The 17,309-nt window shown below is 46.7% G+C and carries 18 protein-coding genes; 2 read left to right on the forward strand and 16 right to left on the reverse strand.

The genetic code is table 11. The features are described 5' to 3' along the window. Positions 1 to 42: 42 nt before the first annotated feature. The 14 genes from msrB to SIC45_RS11110 all read right to left on the reverse strand — a co-directional run bounded on the left by msrB (position 43) and on the right by SIC45_RS11110 (position 11,933). Entirely contained in the window at positions 43 to 486 is a 444-nt protein-coding gene (gene msrB, locus SIC45_RS11045; RefSeq protein WP_027847418.1) for a peptide-methionine (R)-S-oxide reductase MsrB, read from the reverse strand. Then, positions 473 to 1,024 (reverse strand): peptide-methionine (S)-S-oxide reductase MsrA, encoded by a 552-nt coding sequence (msrA, locus tag SIC45_RS11050; protein ID WP_319632173.1) that lies wholly within the window; start codon positions 1,022 to 1,024, stop codon positions 473 to 475. Before msrA ends, msrB begins: the two co-directional genes overlap by 14 nt. Positions 1,025 to 1,166: 142 nt before the next feature. Continuing rightward, a complete protein-coding gene (locus SIC45_RS11055; RefSeq protein WP_319632174.1) occupies positions 1,167 to 1,679 on the reverse strand; it encodes a type 1 glutamine amidotransferase domain-containing protein in 513 nt (170 codons plus the stop codon). Positions 1,680 to 1,743: 64 nt separating this feature from the next. After that, the gene (locus SIC45_RS11060; protein ID WP_319632175.1) at positions 1,744 to 2,760 is read right to left on the reverse strand and encodes an LLM class flavin-dependent oxidoreductase; all 1,017 of its coding nucleotides are present in this window, start codon (positions 2,758 to 2,760) and stop codon (positions 1,744 to 1,746) included. 16 nt (positions 2,761 to 2,776) lie between these two features. Next, the gene (locus tag SIC45_RS11065) at positions 2,777 to 3,367 is read right to left on the reverse strand and encodes a ribonuclease H family protein (protein ID WP_319632176.1); all 591 of its coding nucleotides are present in this window, start codon (positions 3,365 to 3,367) and stop codon (positions 2,777 to 2,779) included. A 58-nt stretch (positions 3,368 to 3,425) separates the two neighbouring features. Continuing rightward, complete coding sequence (locus tag SIC45_RS11070) at positions 3,426 to 4,736, reverse strand: lysine N(6)-hydroxylase/L-ornithine N(5)-oxygenase family protein (RefSeq protein WP_319632177.1); 1,311 nt, start codon at positions 4,734 to 4,736, stop codon at positions 3,426 to 3,428. A gap of 174 nt (positions 4,737 to 4,910) precedes the next feature. After that, positions 4,911 to 5,660, reverse strand: a complete 750-nt coding sequence (locus SIC45_RS11075) for a TspO/MBR family protein (protein ID WP_319632178.1) — start codon at positions 5,658 to 5,660, stop codon at positions 4,911 to 4,913. A gap of 116 nt (positions 5,661 to 5,776) precedes the next feature. Beyond that, positions 5,777 to 6,595 (reverse strand): aldo/keto reductase, encoded by an 819-nt coding sequence (locus SIC45_RS11080; protein WP_319632179.1) that lies wholly within the window; start codon positions 6,593 to 6,595, stop codon positions 5,777 to 5,779. 76 nt (positions 6,596 to 6,671) lie between these two features. Continuing rightward, the gene (locus SIC45_RS11085) at positions 6,672 to 7,127 is read right to left on the reverse strand and encodes a bifunctional precorrin-2 dehydrogenase/sirohydrochlorin ferrochelatase (RefSeq protein WP_319632180.1); all 456 of its coding nucleotides are present in this window, start codon (positions 7,125 to 7,127) and stop codon (positions 6,672 to 6,674) included. After that, positions 7,120 to 7,872: a sirohydrochlorin chelatase gene (locus SIC45_RS11090; RefSeq protein WP_319632181.1), complete on the reverse strand. Its 753-nt coding sequence runs from the start codon at positions 7,870 to 7,872 to the stop codon at positions 7,120 to 7,122. The genes SIC45_RS11085 and SIC45_RS11090 overlap by 8 nt, the downstream gene beginning before the upstream one ends. Positions 7,873 to 7,884: 12 nt before the next feature. Further along, the gene (cobA, locus tag SIC45_RS11095) at positions 7,885 to 9,342 is read right to left on the reverse strand and encodes a uroporphyrinogen-III C-methyltransferase (protein WP_319632182.1); all 1,458 of its coding nucleotides are present in this window, start codon (positions 9,340 to 9,342) and stop codon (positions 7,885 to 7,887) included. Positions 9,343 to 9,418: 76 nt separating this feature from the next. Then, positions 9,419 to 10,030, reverse strand: coding sequence for an adenylyl-sulfate kinase (cysC, locus tag SIC45_RS11100; protein WP_298789130.1), 612 nt, complete (start codon positions 10,028 to 10,030; stop codon positions 9,419 to 9,421). A gap of 17 nt (positions 10,031 to 10,047) precedes the next feature. Continuing rightward, entirely contained in the window at positions 10,048 to 11,196 is a 1,149-nt protein-coding gene (gene sat / locus SIC45_RS11105; RefSeq protein ID WP_319632183.1) for a sulfate adenylyltransferase, read from the reverse strand. A 29-nt stretch (positions 11,197 to 11,225) separates the two neighbouring features. Next, complete coding sequence (locus tag SIC45_RS11110; RefSeq protein ID WP_298789132.1) at positions 11,226 to 11,933, reverse strand: phosphoadenylyl-sulfate reductase; 708 nt, start codon at positions 11,931 to 11,933, stop codon at positions 11,226 to 11,228. Positions 11,934 to 12,238: 305 nt separating this feature from the next. Between SIC45_RS11110 and SIC45_RS11115 the strand changes: the two genes are divergently transcribed. Together SIC45_RS11115 and mreBH are read left to right on the forward strand one after the other, a co-directional pair. Further along, entirely contained in the window at positions 12,239 to 13,234 is a 996-nt protein-coding gene (locus SIC45_RS11115; RefSeq protein WP_319632184.1) for a lipoate--protein ligase, read from the forward strand. Positions 13,235 to 13,365: 131 nt separating this feature from the next. After that, complete coding sequence (gene mreBH, locus SIC45_RS11120) at positions 13,366 to 14,370, forward strand: rod-share determining protein MreBH (protein ID WP_298789134.1); 1,005 nt, start codon at positions 13,366 to 13,368, stop codon at positions 14,368 to 14,370. A 294-nt stretch (positions 14,371 to 14,664) separates the two neighbouring features. Here the strand turns inward: mreBH and SIC45_RS11125 are convergent, their stop codons facing one another. After that, complete coding sequence (locus tag SIC45_RS11125) at positions 14,665 to 15,513, reverse strand: NAD(P)-dependent oxidoreductase (RefSeq protein WP_319632185.1); 849 nt, start codon at positions 15,511 to 15,513, stop codon at positions 14,665 to 14,667. Positions 15,514 to 16,222: 709 nt separating this feature from the next. Next, entirely contained in the window at positions 16,223 to 17,149 is a 927-nt protein-coding gene (locus SIC45_RS11130) for an alpha/beta hydrolase family protein (protein WP_298789137.1), read from the reverse strand. Positions 17,150 to 17,309 lie beyond the last annotated feature (160 nt).

A 17,309-nucleotide genomic window follows, 5' to 3' on the forward strand; every position in this document is an offset into this window, starting at 1 on the left:
AGATTATATTTTACCCTTTTTCAGGCTGAAAAAACCTCTTTTTTATTTGAAGAGATACAGATATTCGCTGTAACCCTGTTCTTCAAGCTCATTAACCGGGATAAATTTGAGGGCGGCTGAATTGATGCAATACCGCAAGCCAGTTGGTTCAGGACCATCCGGAAATACGTGTCCAAGGTGAGAATCTGCTTCGTCGCTGCGTACTTCCGTTCTTCTCATCCCTAACGAGTCATCAAAGTTTTCTTTAACCTCGCTTTCCTTTAAAGGCATAGTAAAGCTTGGCCATCCGCAGTTGGAATCAAATTTATCCTTCGAACTGAACAAAGGCTCTCCAGAGACTACGTCTACATACAGGCCTTCCTCTTTATGATTCCAGTATTCATTTTCAAACGGACGCTCAGTGGCGTCATTTTGAGTTACTTCATACTGCATCGGGGTTAAACGCTGCTTCAGTTCTTCTGTACTGTATTTTTTATTGGTGCTCATTCTGCTCACTCCAGTAATTGTTTATAAATCCTTCGCGGCCGGAGCCCTTCCGGTACATCATATAGTGAAAACGATTTTTGTGGTGATAATCCTGATGATATTCCTCAGCGGGATAAAACACTCCGGCTTCCCTGATTCTCGTTACCACAGGTTTTTTAAACGGACCATTTTCATCAAGCTCCTGCTTTGAGGCTTCTGCCAGCCGGTGCTGCTCTTCATCGTGATAAAAAATGTTCGTCGTGTATGATTCCCCGCGGTCATTAAACTGACCACCCGGATCTGTAGGGTCAATCTGGCGCCAAAATATTTCAAGCAGCCGTTCATACGATACCACCGATGGGTCATATTTCATCTGGATAGCTTCTACGTGACCGGTAGTTTCTGAACACACTTCCCGGTACGTAGGGTTTTCTGTATGCCCGCCGGTGTATCCCGACATAATGTCGTAGACGCCTTCTTCCTGCTCAAAGGGGCCTACCATACACCAGAAACATCCTCCGGCAAATGTAGCAAGCTTCGTGTTTTGTTCTTCTGCCATGTTATTCACCCCAATCTCTCATGTAATGTCAATTATAACATTTCTTCATGTGATTTCCTGTTTATGTGCTCACCCTGAATCTTCTTCTGGTAATCTCATTCAATAAGAAAAGGCCAGCTTTCCAGCCGGCCTTTCGCTCTTATTATGCTAGTTGTTTAAGAGATTCGCGGTTAAATGCCGGGATATCGTCAGGCTCACGGCTTGTAACCAGGTTGTTGCATACGACTACTTCTTCATCATGAAGCTTTGCCTTCGCGTATTCCATGTCTGTCTGGATGGATTTAAATCCTGTCGCGTTACGGCCTTCCAGCGCTTTGGCTGTAATAAGCAGCTGTGGACCGTGGCAGATCGCAAATACCGGCTTATCATGATCCATAAAGTACTTGGCAAAATCTACGAAACGCTGATCGCCGCGAAGCTGATCCGGAGAAAATCCTCCTGGAATAAGGAGAGCATCAAAGTCTTCAGGCTTCACATCTGCAATAGAAGCATCAACGGTTACCTTCGCTTCTCCCTGTTTACCGGTGACTGTTTTGCCTTTTTCATTTTCGATTACGGTAAGCTCATGACCTTCTTTTTCGAATGCTTCTTTCGGATCTGTGAATTCCACATCTTCAAAAAGATCTGTAAGGACTACTGCTATTTTACTCATCATATATCACCTTTCCTGGATATAATCTTTGATCACACAGATAAGTTTACCCAAGTCGCGGCTCATTCTAAACCTGGCGGCCGTTTATTTTAAACCGGTCGGCAATCCTTTGCATTGAAGCGGCCTTTTCTTCAAATGAAGGGGTAAAGCCCACAGTCATAATTTCTTCAGCGCCATAAGCTTTTTCAAGCCATTTGAGCTTGTCTTCCACCTGGTCTATCGTTCCAATCGCGTTATGGTACCGGCTTTTTTGAAACATGTCTTTTTCTTCGTCCATATACGTAACGTCCTTGATCATTTCATACGATGGTACACCGAGCAGACCGAGACCCTTAGCGGTTACTGATGAGACGTAATCCCCCACAGCCTTCCATTCCTCTGCCTGCTGTTCGGACTCTGCCGCAAGGGCCGAGACCGCCAGCATAAAATAGGGAGCCTGACAGATGCCAGACGGCTGGAAATGCTCATGATAATAATCAGCTGCCTGAAAGCCTTCATCCGGATTAATAAAGTGGGCAAAGCAGAACGGCAGTCCGTTTTCTGCTGCTGTTTTAGCGCTGTCCCGGCTTGAGCCGAGAATCCAGACTTCCGGCTTCACCTGTGCCCGTGGCGTCACCGGAGCGTGATCGTACAGCCCTTCGTATTTATTTCCTTCCGGGGACAAAAAAGTAAGCAGCTCTTTCAGCTGTCCGGGATACCTGGCTGCATTTCTTGATCCACCTTCATGTAAGGCCCGGGTCACGTTCGGCATCGCTCCCGGCGCCCGGCCGAGACCCAGATCAATGCGGCCCTTGTAAAGCGAAGCCAGCACCTCAAATACTTCAGCTACCTTAAACGCGCTGTAATGCGGAAGCAGTACCGCACCGGACCCAACTTTTATACGCGTCGTGCATGCAGCCAGATGGGCAATTAATACTTCCGGGGCACTCCCGGCTATATGCTTTGTGCCGTGATGCTCAGAGACCCAGAATCGGTGATATCCGAGTTCTTCAGCAATCCGTGCATATTCCCCGGTCCAGGCGAATGTGTTTTCCGGTGTTTCTCCATAGGGCATGATGGATTGATCGAGTATGCTCAGTTTCATGATTCCCCTTCTTTCTTTACTTGCGCTGATAATCCGCTTTAATTTCTCCCCAGTTATTTGTATCCCATTTATAAATCGGGTTTTCCCACGTATGCTTCTTCAGCCAGCTTTCTGCCCGACGGATATCTTCCCAGATTTCCCGGCTGTCCGCATCTCTTACTAGCGTCGAATTCGCTTTTTTCCTTTCGACCCAGCCCATGGCTGTCGCTGAATCCGAATACACAGGCATAGCACTTTTTTGTTCCTTCAAATATTGGAGAGCATGTACTATTCCAAGAAATTCAGCCATATTGTTTGTGCCTTTCTTAAATCCGGGATGGGCGAATACCACTTCTTCTGTTTTCGTGTAGACGCCCCGGTATTCTACCGGTCCCGGGTTGCCGTGGGATCCGGCGTCTACGGAAATACTCTCTGTTATGTAACTGCCGTTTTCAGTTTCAGATTTTGCTGCGGAGTTGTTAAAAGCCGCCTCCGCTTCCTCATACGAAGGAAACGACTTAAATTTCGCTCCCTTGAAGCCCTTGACCTGCTTTTCGCATTCAGCCCAGGTACTGTAAATGCCCGGTTTTTTCCCTTTCCATACTACATACCATTTCTTTTTCGCCATTTGTCTCTCTCCCTGCGGAAAAAAGAACGCCTCCCACTCAGCAGAGACGTCCATTTCCTTATTCTTCTTTTGCTGAAAAACGCTGGAATACCGTATCCTTCTGCACCGGATAGCGCTCAAAGCCGCACAGATTATTGATGATGGTTTGATTTCTTACGACGGATAAAGATAAGTTCGTCGCAGCTGTGCCGTGTGAGTGATCGATATTTGTGAGCATGTATATATGATTGTCACGCCCGTCTTTGAATTGAAGACGGTAATAATCATCAATCATATAATGGTCCGCGTCTTCCTTTTCCACGAGCTCCCCGTATTCCTGAATCCACTCCGGGACGCTCGGCTGAAAACCGGTGGCAAGCACGACTTTATCCGAAAAACAGCGGAACGTTTTATCCTGCTGCCATTGACGGAGCTTCAGCTGATAGCCCCCCTCCACTGACTGAATATCTGACAGCTCAGTGGCAGCCTGGAGCACAACGTTTGGATCTTCACGTTCGATAGAACGATGATAAAGAAGATCGTATATTTTTTCAAGCGTGGGCTGCTCAATGCCCTTTCTCGCATGGTCAAGCTCGGGCAGTGTCTCGAGCCTTGTTTTAATATCGAGTGAACGAAAATATTCGACAAAATCCGTGGAGAAAATCTCGCGGGCGACCTTCGCGTCCTCAGCCTGGAAAAACTGAGGGGAGCGGGTAAACCAATTGAGCTTATAATGAAAATGCTTCTGGTCCTGCAGAAGGTCATGGAAAATCTCTGCCGCACTCTGACCGGAGCCCACAACGGTAACTTCGTCCCCGCTCTTCAGCTCCTCTTTGCGAAAGGAATAATCGGCCGCATGATAAATGTCATCACTCTGCTGCCTTTCAATATTAGGAGGAAGCATCGGTGCTGCCCCTGTTCCTACCGCCACGTTTTTCGTATAAAAATATTCCTTTTCGCCGCTGCCCGTATTTTCCGTCGTAATTCTGTAGCAGGAGGCTCCGTCCCAGCTGCTGTCAGCAACTTCAAGCACCCGCTGGCCGAACAGACAGTACGGAAGCTGGGCGGCTACCCATTTTCCATATGAATCATATTCCCTTCTTGGAACCTTCAGCTGCTTGTTAAAAAAGAACTGAAACATGCGGTTATGCTTGTGCAAATAATTTAACAGCGTGAAACGGCTCGTCGGATCGGCAAAAGTCACCAAGTCAGCAAGAAAGGAAGAATTCAGCACTGTGCCCTCGAGCAGCATCCCAGGATGCCAGGCAAACTCATCCTTTTCATCTAAAAACACGGCTTCTATATTGTCCACTGGTTCAAGCAGGGCGGCCATACCAAGATTAAACGGCCCGAGTCCGATTCCCGCTATATCGTAAAGCTTATTTTCCAACCTGATCACCTCAACATTAAGTAATTCCGGATTCAATCAAAAAGTCCAGCAATTCCGCTGGACTTTCATTTCGTATTGAAAGGCTGCCGGAAACCTTTGACTCTATACGAATTTCCAACTTTGTAATCAAGTTCTATTTTCCCTTCCTTTTTTGATGTTAATCACCTAATATGGTTACAAATAAGTGAATTTACGTTTCGGACGGAAAAACAGCTGGACAAACAGAACCAATGCAGCCGCTGCTGCTGTCCAGGCTACCAGATCCACTTCCTGCCAGCGCTGAACAAAAATACCGGCAAACGCCCAAACAAACACCAGCGTATATAAAATGTCACCCGTTTTTCGGTAAAATAAAATTACGGCCGCAGAAGCTGCGGCAATCGCAAGAGCAGTCCACCAGCTGCCGTCGATGATCCATCCGCGCACGCCATTCGCCGTGAGTACAACACCAATGTTTGTAATGGAAGCGACCGTAACCCAGCCAAAATACACACTGATGGGCATCAGCAGAAGCCCGCGGCGGGGACTCGTTTTAATTTTCATATAGATAATCCCCAGACTGAGCCACAGTCCCAGAATAGCCGCCATCGTGCCGTAAAATATTTCATAATGAAATAAAAACAGCCATAACACGTTAAATATACAGGACAGGACAAATGTATAGCCGATACCGGCATATATGTGCTCCTCCGTCGGTTTTGCGAAAAAAGCACGCAGCACCCATAAAATCATCAGCAGATAAATAACTCCCCATATCGAAAAGACGTAGCCTGCCGGGGTGAATAATACATTGAGGCTGTCTGATATGCTGCCGGTAGTCTGGCCGTTTAACGGCAGGGCGTTGGCAAGCCCGTTTACAGCAATAACTACCGCCAGGGCAAAAGCATTCAGAAGCTTAAGCTTCATAGAAGGAATGGAAAACATAAACACCCACCTTTGATTAAAAGACCTGGCTGCAGCTTCTTCAGCTGCTTATATACTCTATGTTTATTTTAAAAAATCTTCCGGCCAATTTGACCGGAAGATTTTTGGACTTCTTTTTAGTTGATTTCTGCCGGTTTTGGTCCTTTACGGGCGCCTTTATCCAGACGGTTAATGGTCGCCATATCTTCATCCTCAAGCGTAAAGTCAAATACATCGATGTTGCTTTCAATGCGTTCCGGTGTCACTGATTTTGGAATGATGATCGTATCATTCTGCAGGTGCCAGCGCAGAACGACCTGGGCAGGATTTTTTCCATGCTTTTCTGCAATGCTTTGAATGTGTTCATCATTCAGCACTTCTCCACCCTGCATGATAGGGCTCCATGCTTCCACATAAATGTTTTTCCTTTTGCAGTAATCCTTTAATTCATTCTGAGCCAGGTAAGGGTGGCATTCCACCTGGTTTAATACCGGCTTCACTGTGCATTCGTTTAAAATTCTTTCCAGGTGCTCCACTTCAAAGTTACTTACGCCGATAGCTTTTACCTTGCCGTCTTCGTAAAGCTTTTCAAGCGCCTGGTACGTTTCTACATAATCGTCATTTGCCGGCGTTGGCCAGTGAATCAGATATAAATCCACATAATCGAGTCCCAGGCGTTCCAGGCTGGCGTCAAATGCCTTCAGTGTGTTTTCGTAGCCGTGATCAGAGTTCCATACCTTTGTCGTAATAAAGAGCTCTTCTCTTGGAATCCCGCTTGCTTTAATCGCGCGGCCGACTCCTTCTTCATTTTTGTAGATCATTGCCGTATCGATTGAACGATAGCCGGATTTCAGTGCATGAGCGACAGCCCGTTCAGCTTCATCATCACTTACCTGAAAAACACCAAAGCCAAGCTGAGGCATTTGCAGCTGATTGTTTAAAGTTACGTAATCCATTTTTGTATACCTTCTTTCTGTAAATGCTGTGACTATTACTGTATACCCGCTGCTTTTAAAATTACACCTGCAGGATTCACCGTTTTTTTACCAGACGCTGGAGATACTGCTTCCATTCCTTTACGCTTGCCGGCTTATTGCTGCCGCTTGAAACAGAGATCTGCACCCCGTCCTCCATAAACGAAGCCGGAAAAGCTACATTGCCGATTGAAGGATCATCGGCACCGTTTACCAGCTGCCAGGGATGCTTATGCCTCGCAATCATTTGCTGGGCTGCCTTGTCCCCGGAAGCGGAAACAATCAGCCAGGCGTTATCCAGATCCTCCGGTTCGACCGTTTTTTGCTTCCAGCCCACCTTCTTTTCTTCCCACAGCTTTTTCAGACCGTGGGAGAGCTCCGGGGCCACAATTGTAACGAGAGCTTCCGCCTTTAACAGCTTGCCGGCTTTGCGTTCTGCCACGCTACCGCCACCGATGATTACGGCTTTTGTTTTGTGCATACTCACAGCTAATGGAAGAAGAAAGTCAGACATGAATGCCTGCGTCTTTCTCAAGCGTTTCAGCGACCCGGGATTCAAGCACCGGGAGCAGCCGCTCGTCAAAGCCTAAAAAGTCGCACCTCATAAAATGTCCGGGTTTAGCCTGATTATAATGGGCTGCTGCTTCGTCCATTTCTTTTATGAGCAGGCCGACAAACATTAAATAGGGGAGAATGTAGACGGGGCGTGTGCCTTCAGCCAGCTCTTTCATTTTCTCCTGAAAACCCGGCTCGGCGGCGGCAAGGAAAGCTGTTTCCACCCTTGAGCGGCCGGTATGCTTCTCAAGCTCCCCGGCAATACGGTAAAAGTCTTCGATGGCTCCGGGATCCTTCGCCCCTCTGCCTACAAACAGGACGACTGCTTTTTTCTCCGGAACCCAGCCCTTTACACGGAGACGGTCCAGAAGAAGATCGTTAATACGGTCATGAACACCAAAAGGGTCACCATACTGAATAGTTACTTCAGGGTGCATTTGCTCTACCTTTTCGAGCTCTTCCGGGATATCCTTTTTAATATGACCAGCCGAAAGCAAAAGCACAGGCACAACTGCCAGGGTATCGGCGCCATTTTCAATGCACTCCACAGCACTTGTGACGATATCCGGCTCTGCCAATTCCAGAAAGCAGGTCTTCTGCTCGTATTCCGGGAAAGCGGCTCCCGCTTTTTTTGTAAAAGCTTTTACCTGTTCATTACCTTCAGGGACTCTCGTTCCGTGTCCAACAAACAAAATAGCCTTCATCATGGTTCCTCCTTAAAGAATAGGGCTGAAGCATTTTTGAATAGAGGCGGTCACCGCCTGCGCTGCAGCCCCTGCTGTCATATTCACATGGATTCCGTGTTTTTCAGCTTGTTCCTTCGTGCGTTCACCAATGCATACCACCGTTTTTTGTGACCACCATCGTCCAGCATCTCCATTATACAGGTGGTTTATTTTTTCCACCGCAGTCGTGACAGCTTTTCTACATGGGAAAATCACTGTGTTGATGGAGTCATCCACCAACAGCCGCTCAAGTGTGTGATCTGAAGAAGCGGCACTCTTTAACACATGCCCAATATCACTGCTGCCCTGAGGAGCGATCTCTTCTATCCATGCCTCACTTCCAATGATGTGAACATTCCCAGCAGATTTCCATTCCTCTTTTGGACGAAATTCGGGAAGGATACCGTAATCCTTCCATTTTTCTTCCGCCCGGCGGGTTGCAGCTGTAAGAAGGCAGTTCACCTGTCTCAGATCCAGACTCCATTTCTTCAGCTGAGCTATAAACGCTTCAACGTCACTGGCTGTTTCAAATATAATTTCATCATAGGGAAGATCCTTTTGCAGGTGGGTAAGCTCCGGCAGTGTTTCTTCCCATACAGGCCCTTCATACACCTCTGCGCCCTGACTTTTCCATTCGCTGCTCCATTTGCCTGCCCCCGGTGTTGTACGCACGTGCCACATGTATCGGCCAAACAACGGGAGCTCTTCAAACCAGGTCGAGACCGGCCCTGCCTTAACAACATTGCCGACCAGCGTAATCGAAGGATTTTCAATCGCATGCTTTTGCACAATATCATTGATATCTGCAAGGGTGCCCTTCACCGTCCGCTGCTTTGAATAAGTGCCCCACTCAACTACCATCACAGCCGTATCCTCAGGCTTCCCCGCTTCTATGAGGCGTTTCGTAATAAAGGGAAGGTTTTTGACTCCCATGTAAAAGGCGACCGTATCAATGCTTTTGGCAAGCGGCTCCCAATCCAGATCCGGCTCTCCTGTTTCCTTCTTCGTATGGGCCGTGATCGCTGCGAAGCTTCCCGAATAATCCCGGTGAGTCACAGGTACGCCGGCATAAAGCGGGGCGGCTATACCGGATGTGATTCCGGGGACGATTTCGTAGTCAATATCGTTTTCCTCCATCACGGCTGCTTCTTCCCCTACTCTTCCAAATACGCCGGGGTCACCGCCCTTAAGGCGCACTACTTTTTTTCCCTCCCGGCTTTTTTCCACCATCATTTTCTGGATCACTTCCTGCCGCAGAATATGCTTTTGCGGCAGCTTTCCACAGTATATACGTTCCGCTTCAATCGGAGCCTGTTCCAGAAGAAGCGGGTTGACCAGCCTGTCATAAAAGATGACATCCGCCTGGCGGATGCATTCTGCTCCGCGCACGGTCAGAAGGCCTTCATTTCCGGGCCCTGCTCCTACTAAATAAACTTTCCCATCTGCCACCCAACTCCTCCTTTCCCTCTATCAAATGGTAAAAAAGGACACGGCTTAACAGCCCGCGTCCTCTACGTATCTTGCTTTATTGTTCTTCGATATAATTCCAGTTCACTAAAGCGTCCACTACTTCCTGGGCGGATTCTTCAATGGATTTTTGTTCGGTATTTACCGTAAGCTCCGGGTTTTCCGGTTCTTCATAGGGCGCGTTGATCCCGGTAAAGGAAGGGATTTCTCCGGAGCGCGCTTTTTTATACAAGCCCTTTGGGTCCCGTTCTTCACAAGCTTCGAGGCTCGCCTCTACATATACTTCGATAAATTCTCCATCCGGGAGCAGTTCACGCACCTGGTGGCGGTCCTCCCGGTACGGGGAAATAAAAGCGGTGCTGACAATCTGCCCGCTGTCAACGAACAGCTTTGCCACTTCTCCGATGCGTCGGATGTTTTCTGTCCGGTCCTCCGGGGAAAAGCCAAGATCCTTATTCAGACCGTGACGTACATTGTCTCCATCAAGCACATAAGTATGGCTCCCGCGTTCAAAAAGCTTCCGGGAGACGGCGTTTGCAAGCGTGGATTTACCGGACCCGGAAAGACCGGTAAACCAGAGCACAAAGCTTTGATGCTTATTTTTTTCCTGACGTTCTTCTTTGGATACCGAGGCGTCGTGCCAGACGATATCTGTGGATTTAGACCCCATCGTTTTCCTCCTGTCGTTTATGAATTGGAAGTCTGGCTCTGCATGCCGCGAATCAATACTTCCACGACCTCCGGACGGCTGAACTCTTTTGGAGGCATTTCGCCATTGGTCAGCATGGCACGCACTTTCGTACCGGAAAGAATGACATGGTCAGCTTTGTCGTGTGGGCACGTTTTCGCTGTCGCCATGTTTTCACATTTCAGGCAGTAAAAGGAATGCTCAAAGAAGCGCAGCTGAATGCCAAGTTCTTCAAACGTAAACTCGGAGAAAATTTCCTGGGCATCATACGTTCCGTAATAGTCACCGACACCCGCATGGTCACGGCCGACAATAAAGTGGGTGCAGCCGTAATTTTTACGTACCATGGCATGAAATATTGCTTCTCTCGGTCCTGCATAACGCATAGCGGCAGGAAATACGGCTAAAAATGTCCGGTTTTCAGGATAGTATTCGTCGAGGATGGTCTCATAGCTTTCCATGCGCACATCGGCAGGAATATCATCTGATTTTGTTGCCCCGACAAGCGGGTTTAAAAACAGGCCGTCCACGGTTTCAAGTGCTGCCTTCTGAATATATTCGTGTGCCCGGTGGACAGGATTTCTCGTTTGAAAGCCTACCACCGTATTCCAGCCACGGCTTTCAAAGGCACTGCGTGTTTCTTCCGGATCCAGATAATAGTTTTCAAACTGCTCATGGCTGATTTCTTTTACCAGCGTAATTTTGCCGGAAGCATACGTATCCGGACGATCATACATTTTCTTTACGCCGGGGTGGGCTTCTTCTTCGGTGCGGTATACTTCTCTTGCTTCCCGCTTCTTATCCGGAGCATAGAATCCTTCAAGTTCAATCGTACCGTACGTTTCTCCGTCAAAAACCAGGCGTGCTTCCTCTCCTGCTTTCAATTCCTCTGCTTTTTCCTTTGTGACCGGCAGGGTAATCGGAATGCTCCAGACCGTGCCATTCGAAAGGCGCATCGAAGAAACCACTGAGTTGTAGTCCTCTTCGCTCATGAAGCCTTCGAGCGGGCTGAACGCGCCGTTGGAGAGCAGCTCGAGGTCGGATAAAGCTACCTCATCAAGCTCAATTTGTTTTTGAATGGATGAAACGTCTTTGGTTAAATCCTTACGATTTACTAATTTTCCACCGTGTGGAGTACTTAAAGCCATGATCATCGTCCCTTCTTCATCTTAATTCATCAGCGGTGCAGGCCGCATTCTGTTTTTCCGCTTCCTGTCCACCGGCCGCTGCGGAGATCGTCGCCCTCGAGCACTTTCGCCGTGCACTGTACACAGCCGATACTTGGATAGTTCTGCTCATGCAGCTCATTGTAAGGAAGGCTGTTGTCTTCGATATAGGCCCAGATATCATCCCACGTCCAGTGGATCAAAGGACAGATTTTAATCGATTCAAACCGTTTATCCTCGTTTACAAACTGCGTGTTGCGGCGGGTCAGCGACTGCGATCTGCGCAGGCCGGACATCCAGGCGCCGTATTGGCTTAATTCATTTTCGAGTGGCTGCAGCTTCCGAATACCGCAGCAGCGGTCCGGATCTGTTTCCCAGAGTCTTTCGCCTTCCTGGGCTGCCTGCTGTTTAGGAGACAGTTCCGGCTTCAGCATTTTAATGTTTAACTCCGGATACTTTTCACGAACTGCATCAATTACATCATACGTTTCTTTAAAATGAAACTGGGTGTCAAGAAAAGCAATGGTTGCATCTGGTTTCACCTGGCTGATTAAATCAATCAATACAATTCCTTCAGCTCCAAAACTGCATGCATACACTAAATCATCGCCGTATTCGCCGTAGGCCCAGCGGATAACTTCAAGCGCACTTTGTCCTTCCAGCACTTCGTTATTCACTTGCTCCAGTTCATTTGTCTGCAGGGAATCGTATACTATCATGCGCTTCCATCCCTTTCCCTTTAATATTGTACCTGTTTCCATAAAAAATGAAAATCTTATTTTAAAGGCCTTGAAATCCTTAGTAAGTTTATCAGGTTTAATAGCTTATAGTATATTTTAGTGGGTACATTTTGCAAAGTCAACAATACAAATCGTTTAACTAGGGATTATTTCCGCGGGAATACTTTCCGATTTTCTTTTTCCTGTCAGCATTAGCTTTCACATCAGTATTTATGGCATAATATAAAAGGATCTTTCTTTCAAACTCAACATTGGTTCAACGCACAATTTTTAGGAGGCTACAAATGAAATTTATCGATAACGAAGGTATAAATGACCCGAGAATCAATTTAGCCATCGAAGAATTTGCTTTAAAAAACATGGATCTCGAGAAGGATGAAATGTATTTGCTTTTTTATGTAAATAATCCTTCTATTATAATCGGGAAAAATCAAAACACCATTGAAGAAATCAACACTGATTGTGTGGAAAAGCACAACATCCAGGTGGTACGGCGCCTTTCCGGCGGCGGTGCAGTGTATCATGATTTAGGCAATTTAAATTTCAGTTTTTTAACAAAGGATGACGGCAACAGCTTTCAAAATTTCCAAAAATTCACACAGCCAATCGTCAACGCTCTAAATAACATCGGGGTTCCGGCCGAAATGTCCGGGCGCAATGATTTACAGGCTAACGGAAAAAAAATTTCCGGCAACGCCCAGTTTGCCACAAAAGGAAGAATGTTCAGCCACGGCACCCTGATGCTTGATTCGGAAATTGAAAATGTCGTAGCTGCGCTGAATGTAAAAGACGAGAAAATCCGCTCGAAAGGAATTAAGTCCATTCGGAGCCGTGTCGGAAATATCAATGAATTTTTGGATGAACCATTGTCTGTAGAAGCCTTCAAACAGCTCATTCTGCGGTATATTTTTGGGAGCGACGAGGAGATCGAGCAGTACCGCCTTACCGATGAAGACTGGAAGGAAATTCATAAAATATCTAATGATCGTTACAGCAACTGGGACTGGAACTACGGCAAATCCCCAGCTTTTGATATTCACCGCAGCAAAAAATTCGATGCCGGCATGCTCGACATCCGCTTCAACGTCAAAAAAGGCGTGATTCAGGAAACGAAAATATACGGGGACTTTTTTGGTACCGGAAACGTAGAGGATCTCCAGGAAGCACTTCAGGGTACGAAGTATGAACGCGATGCCATTTATAAAACATTATCCCAGTTTGATCTGTATACGTATTTTGGAGCTATTTCCATTGATGAAGTAGTGGACTTAATTTATTAATCCAGCTGCATTTTTTGTAAAAATGGGTAATTACTCATATTTTACGTGACCTTAGGCCCTTATTTAAGTACCCCCACTCCTCTACAATTAAATACTAGAGACTAATAACCCGGAAAAGGTGAGTAAATAAAATGGCATTAACAGAAATAGGTATTGATTTAGGAACTGCTAATATTCTCGTTTACACGAAAGAAAAAGGCATTATTCTTAACGAGCCTTCCGTTGTAGCCCTTCATATCGATACAAAAGAAGTCTACGCTGTAGGTACAGAAGCAAAGGAAATGGTTGGAAAAACTCCGGCCAATATCATCGCCACCCGTCCAATGAAAGAAGGCGTTATTGCAGATTATGACATCACTTCTGCCATGCTTTCCCACATAATGAAGAAAATTCAAAAAGAATCAGGCTTCACTCTCCGCAAGCCAAAGGTCGTCGTATGTACGCCGTGCGATTCCACTTCCGTAGAACGCCGGGCCATCCGTGATGCAGTACTTGGCTGCGGAGCTAAATCTGTCTCCTTAATCGAAGAACCAATTGCAGCAGCGCTCGGCGCAGAGCTGCCTGTAGACGAGCCTAAGGCGAACGTCATCGTCGATATTGGCGGAGGCACGACAGAGGTTGGCATTATTTCCTACGGCGGCATTGTTTCCTCCCGGGCGATCCGCCGAGGCGGAGACCATATGGATGAGAGCATTACCCAGCACGTCCGCAAGGAATATAATATGCTGATCGGCGAACGTACCGCTGAAAATATCAAAATGGAGATCGGCTCCGCTATCCCCGACGGTGAAGTCCGTACGATGGAAATCCGGGGCAGAGATCTTGTAAACGGGCTGCCGAAAACCATCACCCTGGAGTCACCGGAAATTCACCGGGCTATCACAGAAACTCTCGATCAGATTCTGGAAACTATTCGTGTTACTCTCGAGCAGTGTCCGCCTGAACTGAGCGGCGACATCGTCGATCAGGGAATTGTTCTCACCGGTGGGGGCGCGCTTTTGAACGACCTTCAGGACTGGCTGAGCCGCCAGATTGTAGTACCGGTTCACCTTGCCTCTTCCCCTCTTGAAGCTGTCGCGATCGGTACCGGTAAATCGTTGGCAATGATCAACAGTCTGCAGAAAGCCTCCATGTAATAAACAAAAATCGTCCTCAGGTTTTTATGCCTGTGGGCGATTTTTTCAGAATGTTGATTAACTATTATCACCAGAAGCATCTCCAACATAGTCTTCTGGTTCTTTTTATGTAAAATATGGATATTTTTTCTTATCTTCGGTATTTATGCATGCAAAGAGTCTTATGCTGCTTCAGTTTTTGCCCGGTTGTGTGCAATTTTCTTCAAAGATTTCGGAAGAAATCAAGAAAAAAGCCGCCTAATGGCGACTTTATCAACAGCCTGATTTGTAATTATACAGCGTGATATGTGTGTTTCACTTAATTTTCACGTTGTCGCGCCAAAAATGAACCGGCTTCCAGCCCAGCAGTTCTTTTGCTTTATCGCTGTTCAGTAAACTTTCAAATTCGCCGAGATTTTCTTTGATCGGCACGTTTGGAAATTCTGCTTTCATTAAATCACGGCTGGGAATATCCATACTTGTGTCGTCACCGGCAAGATTCAGCTCAACTGCACCAAGTCCCTGCTTCTCTACCGCCAGGCGGCATGCTGCAGCAGCATCTCTTGTATCAATGTAACTCCAAAGAATACGGTCCCGCTGGGAAGCATCGTGGATAAAGGAAGGGAAATTCTGATACATAGTAGGAGCAATCACGTTTCCGAGACGGAAACTCACTACCTGCATGCCAGTGCGGCGGTGCATCATTTTGGCTGTTTCTTCATTCACTATCTTAGAAAGACCATAAGAATCCTCCGGAAGCTGCGGATGCGCCTCGTCAATAGGCACATATTGCGGATCAAATCGTTCTTTCGCAAAGCATATGCCGTAAGAAGATTCACTGGAAGCCAGAACCGCATTTTTTATCCCGAGTCCTGCTGCTGCTTCCAGCACGTTATAGGTGGCCAAGGTATTGTTGCGGAACGTTACTTCATTTGGATGCGAATAGGCGACTGGAATTGCTGCAAGATGCACCACTGCGTCAGCACCTTGAAGCGCCCCGTATACTTCCCCGAGATCGGTCAGATCTACGATTACCGTATCACAGATATTTTCCTCCGGCTTTTTCACGTCCGCATTCAGTACTTGATAACCATGAGATACAAATTCTTTTAACACCCATGTGCCGAGCAGGCCGTTTCCACCTGTTACTACAACTTTTTCCATCACTATTCCTCATTCCCTTAAAAAATTAAAGCGCTTACACAAGCAGTGCTATTATAACAGATAAATGAATCAGCTACTTCATAGAATCAATTTCATGCTTATAAGAATTCAGAGTGTTGATTAAGTAAATAAGCATATTTATTCTATTCCTTGTATTTTCTCCTTCGTTTACCGGCGGAAGCTTGCATGCTCGTCTTCAGCTGCTTCCCATGCCTGCTGTATAGGTACAGCAGACTTGGGCCTGGGTTTCCTCATGCTCTCAGGGCCTGTCCAGAAAGTCATTGGACTGGCCCTGAGATACTGCGCTTCGATCCCACCGGCGTCACTGCCGGACACTGCATAAAAAATAAACTTTTTTATTGGAAAACCTTTCGTGCTCTTATGTTTCGTAAATAAGCGTTTCCCTATGTTATAAGACGCCGGAGCTGTAGAAGGGGCGACTCCGGGAGGAGATAGAACGATTCCTACTGCTTCCCAATAAGATCGTTTGGGAAGCAGTAGGAAGCATGAGCGCAGCCATGCTTTCCTTGTAAGAAGGGCAGGTTAGCGGAGAGAGTTCCCTCCGGAAAGCGACCCTTCGAAGGCGGAAGCAACTAATTGCATACTTCTTCAGAAATAATCACTTTATAAACAGCCTGGAAAAATCGCCCACAGGCATAAAAACCTGTGGGCGATTTTTTATATCCGACATTAATTTTTCCAATGCTTACTACTGTATCTGTTTTTGCAGCCAGGGATGCAGGTGGTCCAGCAGTTCATGGGACAGGTTGTCATTCTGCTGCTTTAAGTACCTGCGCTTCGTTTTCATGATCGAGAACTCTTCGGGCTGATGCCTGAGAATGTGGTTCATCTCCTCGACTACATAAGCCTCAACCGGCCCGCTCGTATGCTGGGCAATTGCACTGACATCCTCTGCCTTCACCTGGGCATCTTTGCCTCCATTTACGGCGATCAGAGGAATGCGCATGCGGTGAAAGGCTTCCCTCGGGTCGTAGTCAGCGTGCTCCTGAAACCATTTTACATTCACATTTTTGTATTTTTTTGATGCTTCTTCATCAAGCAGCTCCTTAAGCACTTTATGCTGCTTTTTGATCATCCGCTTGTTCACTTTCCCCGTTTTCAGTGCACGGTAAAAGATTCCTTTGCCCTCGCTTATTTCCCTTTCCACCGATTCTCCCTGTTCAAGTAAAATATCAAACAGCGGCTTAGGCGACGATGCGAGTGCCATCAGCCCATGCACCTTTTCCTTTTCCGCCACCTTAGGAGCAATCGCCCCGCCTTCGCTGTGACCGAGAATGAAAATTTTCTCTTCGTCAATTTCCGGGACCATTTTTAAAAGACGTACGGCAGCAGAAGCATCCTCAATTAAATCCTGCAGCCCAGTTTCAAGAAAATCCCCTTCACTGCTCCCTGTACCTCTCTTATCATAACGCAGTGACGCTATGCCTTGTTTTTCAAGCCAGGAGGCCAGCTGGTTATAAATGTTTAATTTCATTCCAGGGGCGTTCCCGTCGCGGTCTACAGGCCCGCTTCCCCCAATTATCAGCACGCCAGGAGCCTTTTCGTGTTTGTTCTCCGGGACGGTGAGCGTTCCATACAATGTCTCTGCTTGATCAATTGTTATCAGTTGTTCCATGCTTTCACGCTCCATTAAAGGATTTTGTATTAGTATTCCTATTTTTCGTTTAATAAAAACCTTTTTCGCCATTGATAATTATATTGACTAATTTGTATATACAAGTTAAAGTAAATTTATAAATTGGTATCGTTTTCAAATGCATTCATTTAAGGAGGAA

It is taken from the genome of Marinococcus sp. PL1-022 (genome assembly GCF_033845285.1).
GTDB lineage: Bacteria > Bacillota > Bacilli > Bacillales > Marinococcaceae > Marinococcus.